This window comes from Rhizobium sp. 01N447_2 (assembly GCF_056399245.1).
On the sequence record NZ_JBFTQY010000147.1, the window covers coordinates 1 to 4,821 of the forward strand.

General features: G+C 60.8%; 4 protein-coding genes and 1 pseudogene. 4 read left to right on the forward strand and 1 reads right to left on the reverse strand.

Going from position 1 to position 4,821, the window contains the following annotated elements:
* Positions 1 to 638: LacI family DNA-binding transcriptional regulator (locus AC1ECN_RS38190; protein ID WP_477955997.1), on the reverse strand; the 638-nt coding region annotated here is incomplete at its 3' end.
* Positions 639 to 809: 171 nt separating this feature from the next.
* Here AC1ECN_RS38190 and AC1ECN_RS38195 point away from each other — a divergent pair.
* The 4 genes and pseudogenes from AC1ECN_RS38195 to AC1ECN_RS38210 all read left to right on the forward strand — a co-directional run.
* The gene (locus AC1ECN_RS38195) at positions 810 to 2,336 is read left to right on the forward strand and encodes a sugar ABC transporter ATP-binding protein (protein WP_130673119.1); all 1,527 of its coding nucleotides are present in this window, start codon (positions 810 to 812) and stop codon (positions 2,334 to 2,336) included.
* A 78-nt stretch (positions 2,337 to 2,414) separates the two neighbouring features.
* Entirely contained in the window at positions 2,415 to 3,419 is a 1,005-nt protein-coding gene (locus AC1ECN_RS38200) for an ABC transporter permease (RefSeq protein ID WP_018486227.1), read from the forward strand.
* Positions 3,420 to 3,488: 69 nt separating this feature from the next.
* Positions 3,489 to 4,436 (forward strand): substrate-binding domain-containing protein, encoded by a 948-nt coding sequence (locus AC1ECN_RS38205; RefSeq protein WP_018072728.1) that lies wholly within the window; start codon positions 3,489 to 3,491, stop codon positions 4,434 to 4,436.
* A 251-nt stretch (positions 4,437 to 4,687) separates the two neighbouring features.
* Positions 4,688 to 4,821: pseudogene (locus AC1ECN_RS38210) on the forward strand (sugar phosphate isomerase/epimerase); the annotation flags it as partial.

Here is a 4,821-nt window from a genome sequence, read left to right on the forward strand (position 1 = left end):
ATCGTACCCCATGCGACGCCTGGTATAGGATCGTACCCCATGCGACGCCTGGTATAGGCAAGCCGGGTGCGTGAATCGCCGATGAAGGCGATCTTGCGATGCCCTTCGGCCAGCAGCAGGTCCACCGCTTTCCGAGCGCCTTCGGTGTCGTCGACGCCGACATAGGGAATGCCGCCGTTGAAGACGGGCTCGAAAACGCCGACGCTCGGCGGTAGCCGCGCGGTCATCGTCTGATGCCCGAAGGKCAGGATGCCGGTGAAGAGGATCAATCCGGCCGCCTGGTTGGAATTGAAGAATTTCAGATATTCCAAGCCGCGCTGGGCATCGTTCTGCGTGTGGCCGATCAGGATGCCGTAGCCGTGTGCGCGTGCTTCGTTCTCCAGCCCGACGAGAATGTTGGAGAAATTGGGATCGCCGATATCGGGCGCCACGACGAGGATCATGTTGGAGCGGCCGAGCCTCAGGCTGCGCGCCATGGCATTCGTCGTATAGCCGGTGATGGCGATCGCCTGGTTGACCTTGAGGCGCGTGGAGTTGGCGACCTTCTCCGGCATATGGATTGCCCGGGAAACCGTCGCGATGGAGACCTCGGCGATCCGGGCGACGTCTTCGATGGTTGCGGGCGTGGAATTCGACACTGGGCTCTGCCTTGGGGCTGTCTTCGCCGCGACACTACACAGACTTGTCGAGAGGTCAAAGGCAGGCTTCAACTGATCTGTGTAAATCAACGATGTAAACCTTTACACGATGTATGTAAAGGTTTACATAACGCTTCAGAGCGGACGGGGAGCCGCTTTGGGGAGGATCAGATGACCGTGGAGATCGCCGACACCGCACCCGTGGTGCTGTCCGCCAGGCGCATATGCAAATCCTTCAGTGGAGTGCAGGTCCTCTTCAGCGTGAACTTCGATCTCCGCGCCGGCGAAATCCATGCGCTCATGGGTGAAAATGGCGCCGGCAAGTCCACGCTTGTCAAGGTTTTGTCCGGTTTCGAACAGCCGAGTTCCGGCGAAATCCTGCTCGACGGCAAGCCCGTCGTCCTGCCGCCCAACGGCGCCGCCGAGGCGCTCGGCATCGTCATCATTCACCAGGAATTCAACCTCGCCGAACATCTGACCGTGACGGAGAGCCTCTTCCTCGGGCGTGAAGTCACCCGTTTCGGCATGCTCGACCGCAAATATATGCGGTCGGAGACACGCAAGGTTCTCGACGTGCTCGGTTCGCATGTCGACGAGAATGCACTGATCAGCACGCTTTCCATCGCCGACAAGCAGATGGTCGAAATCGCCAAGGCGATCAGCCGCGACGCGCGGGTGGTGTTCATGGACGAGCCGACCGCGGTGCTGTCGCGGGAAGAGACCAATATGCTGTTCAAGCAGGTTCGCAAGCTTCGCGACCAGGGTACCAGCTTCGTCTTTGTGTCCCACAAACTCGACGAGGTGATGGAATTGACCGACCGCGTCACGGTGCTGCGCGATGGCCAATGGATCAAGACTTCTCCGACGTCCATTCTGGACGGGGAATCGATCGCGCAGCTGATGGTCGGTCGCGAGCTTTCCAGCCTCTATCCCGCCAAGGTCGAGCCTGATGTCGACGAGGAGGTCGTCCTCAGTGTCGCCTCGGTGTCGACGGGTTATGTGAGGGATGCGAGCTTCGAGGTGCGCAAGGGCGAGATCATCGGTTTTTCCGGCATGATCGGCTCCGGCCGCACCGAACTGATGGAAGCGATCGCTGGGTTGCGAACCCGTCTCGAGGGCGAGGTGGTCATCAAGGGGGAAACGGTACCCTCCGGCGACGTGCATGCCGCCAATCGTTGCGGGCTCGCCTACATGACCAAGGACCGCAAGTCGAAAGGTCTGCTGCTGCGCTCCGGCATGGTGACCAATCTGACACTGCAATCGCTCGGAAGGCACGCTCGTCACGGTTATCTCAGCCCGGGAAGCGAGGCGGCCGCGATGGCAAAGGCCAAGCGCCGTTTCGATATCAGGGTTCGCGACGGCAATATCGTTGCCGGCCGGATGTCAGGGGGAAACCAGCAGAAGCTGTTGCTCGCCAAGGTCATGGAGACCGAGCCTCAGATCATCATCATCGACGAGCCGACGCGCGGCATCGATGTCGGCACCAAGCAGCAGATCTATCATTTCATCTCGGCGCTCGCCCGGGACGGCCGGTCGATCATTGTCGTGTCCTCGGAGATGCCGGAGGTCATCGGCCTCTGCACGAGAGTGGCGGTGATGCGCGAAGGGCGTATCGTCGGCGTGCTCGAGGGCGACGAGATTTCCGAGCAGGAGATCATGCGTTACGCCGCCGGGCTCAAGAAGAAGGCGGTCGCCTGAGGGCTGAAGCAGGGCTTTGCCGATCAGGACGGTAGATAAGATTCCCAGAAAATATGGGACGGGAGGTTGGTTTTGGAAATGAGTGTCAACGAGGAGACCAGGGAAATCCGGCGCCGATCCTGGCGGGATGTCGACCTACGTGCGGTCGCGCCCTTCGTCGCCCTTGCGCTGCTGCTGATCGTCGGAGCCCTGGTCAATCCCAATTTCATCGGCATCACCAATCTTGCCAATGTCGCGACGCGCAGCGCTTTCATCGCCATCATCGCGGTCGGTGCGACCTTCGTGATATCAGCGGGCGACCTCGATCTGTCGGTCGGCTCGATGGTGGCCTTCGTCGCCAGCCTGATGATCCTGCTGATGAATTCGGGCGCCATCGCAAACCCGGCTTTGATGCTCGTGGTCGCGGTCGTCTTCACGATCGTCGCCGGTGCGCTCTGCGGCCTGGCGAACGGCCTGATCACGACGGTCGGCAAGATCGAGCCCTTCATCGCGACGCTCGGCACAATGGGCATCTATCGCGGCCTGACGACCTGGCTGTCGCAGGGCGGCGCGATCACGCTTCGCTCCGCCGATATCCAGACGCTCTATCGCCCTGCCTATTTCGGCAATGTCGCCGGCATACCGGTGCCGATCGTGGTGATCCTGGCGGTGACGGCGGTTGCGGCCTTCATCCTCTATCGCACCCGCTACGGGCGCCATGTCGTGGCTGTGGGATCAAACAGCGACGTCGCCCGCTATTCCGGTATTGCGGTCAACCGCGTGCGCACGATCGCCTTCGTCATCCAGGGACTGTGCGTTGCCATTGCCGTGCTGCTCTATGTTCCCAGGCTTGGCTCGACATCGGCGACGACGGGCATCCTGTGGGAGCTGCAGGCGATCACGGCCGTCGTCGTCGGCGGTACGGCGCTCAAGGGCGGCGCGGGCAGGGTCTGGGGCACGATCTGCGGTGCCTTCATTCTCGAACTGGTCGGCAACATCATGCTGCTTTCGAATTTCATCAGCGAGTATCTGATCGGCGCCATCCAGGGTGCGATCATCATCATCGCCATGTTCGTCCAGCGCTCGCTGGTGCGCAAATCATGAATTGATCGGGCTTACAGGGCGTCCGGTCCCGATATGGAAAAGTCCCTGAAATTATTGGGAGGAAATAGCATGCGTAAATTGATGTTGGGCCTGGCGGTTGCGGCGGTGACGTTCGCCGGCGCCGCTCACGCCCAGGATAAGAAATTCACGATCGGCGTATCCATTCCGGCCGCCGACCACGGCTGGACCTCGGGTGTGGTGTTCCATGCCGAACGCGTCGCCAAGCTGCTGATGGCCGAACATCCCGGTCTCAACGTAATTGTCAAGACTTCGCCAGACGCCGCAAGCCAGGCCAACGCCGTGCAGGATCTCGATACGCAAGGCATCGACGCCCTCGTCATCCTGCCGTCGGATCCGGATCCGCTCGTCAACGCCATCAAGGAAGTCAAGGGCAAGGGCAAGTTCGTCGCCCTCGTCGACCGTGCACCGAGCAACAACGACAATTCCGTGCGCGACCTCTATGTCGCCGGCAACAACCCGGCTCTCGGCGAAGTCGCCGGCAAGTACATCAAGGACACCACGCCGGACGCCGAAGTGGTCATCATCCGCGGTCTGCCGATCCCGATCGACCAGCAGCGCCAGGACGGCTTCGACAAGGGCATTGCCGGCTCGAACGTCAAGGTTCTCGACCGCCAGTACGGCAACTGGAACCGCGACGATGCCTTCAAGGTCATGCAGGACTACCTGACCAAGTACCAGAAGATCGACGTCGTATGGTGCCAGGACGACGACATGGCCGTTGGCGTTCTGCAGGCGATCGAGCAGGCCAAGCGCACCGACATCAAGTATGTCGTTGCCGGCGCCGGCTCCAAGGACATGGTCAAGAAGGTGATGGACGGCGACAAGCTGATCCCGGTCGACGTTCTCTATCCGCCGGCAATGGTCGGCACGGCGATGGAGCTGACGGCGGCGGCTCTTTATGATCAGGTCCCGGTTCACGGCAGCTACATCCTCGACGCGACGCTCGTCACCAAGGACAATGCCAAGGACTTCTACTTCCCGGATTCTCCGTTCTGATCGATTGACTGGAGACATGCGCCCATTCGAAGGGATGGGCGCATTTTTTATGCCTTGCTTCGGGCGTGTCTGCGAAAATGCGGCACGTACCTCTTGCCGACCAAAGCCGGTCATGATTAGGTCGCAGCCATACCGCATCTGGCCTCGCGCCAGATCCGACGGCAAGGGCGAGGAGGCGTCTTGCTCCCGCCAAAATGCGTGCTACAACACTTCAGAAACGTTTACGGTCGATATTCAGGGAGGAATCTGACATGAAGACGATCAAGGGCCCCGGCCTTTTCCTTGGCCAGTTCGCGGGCGATACTGCTCCTTTCAACTCGTGGGATGCGATCACCAAATGGGCGGCCGACATCGGTTACAAGGGCGTCCAGGTGCCGACCTGGGC

Coding starts and splice junctions, on each gene's coding strand:
- AC1ECN_RS38205 (WP_018072728.1), top strand. CDS start 3,489: ATGCGTAAATTGATGTTGGGCCTGGCGGTTGCGGCGGTGACGTTCGCC.
- AC1ECN_RS38200 (WP_018486227.1), top strand. CDS start 2,415: ATGAGTGTCAACGAGGAGACCAGGGAAATCCGGCGCCGATCCTGGCGG.
- AC1ECN_RS38195 (WP_130673119.1), top strand. CDS start 810: ATGACCGTGGAGATCGCCGACACCGCACCCGTGGTGCTGTCCGCCAGG.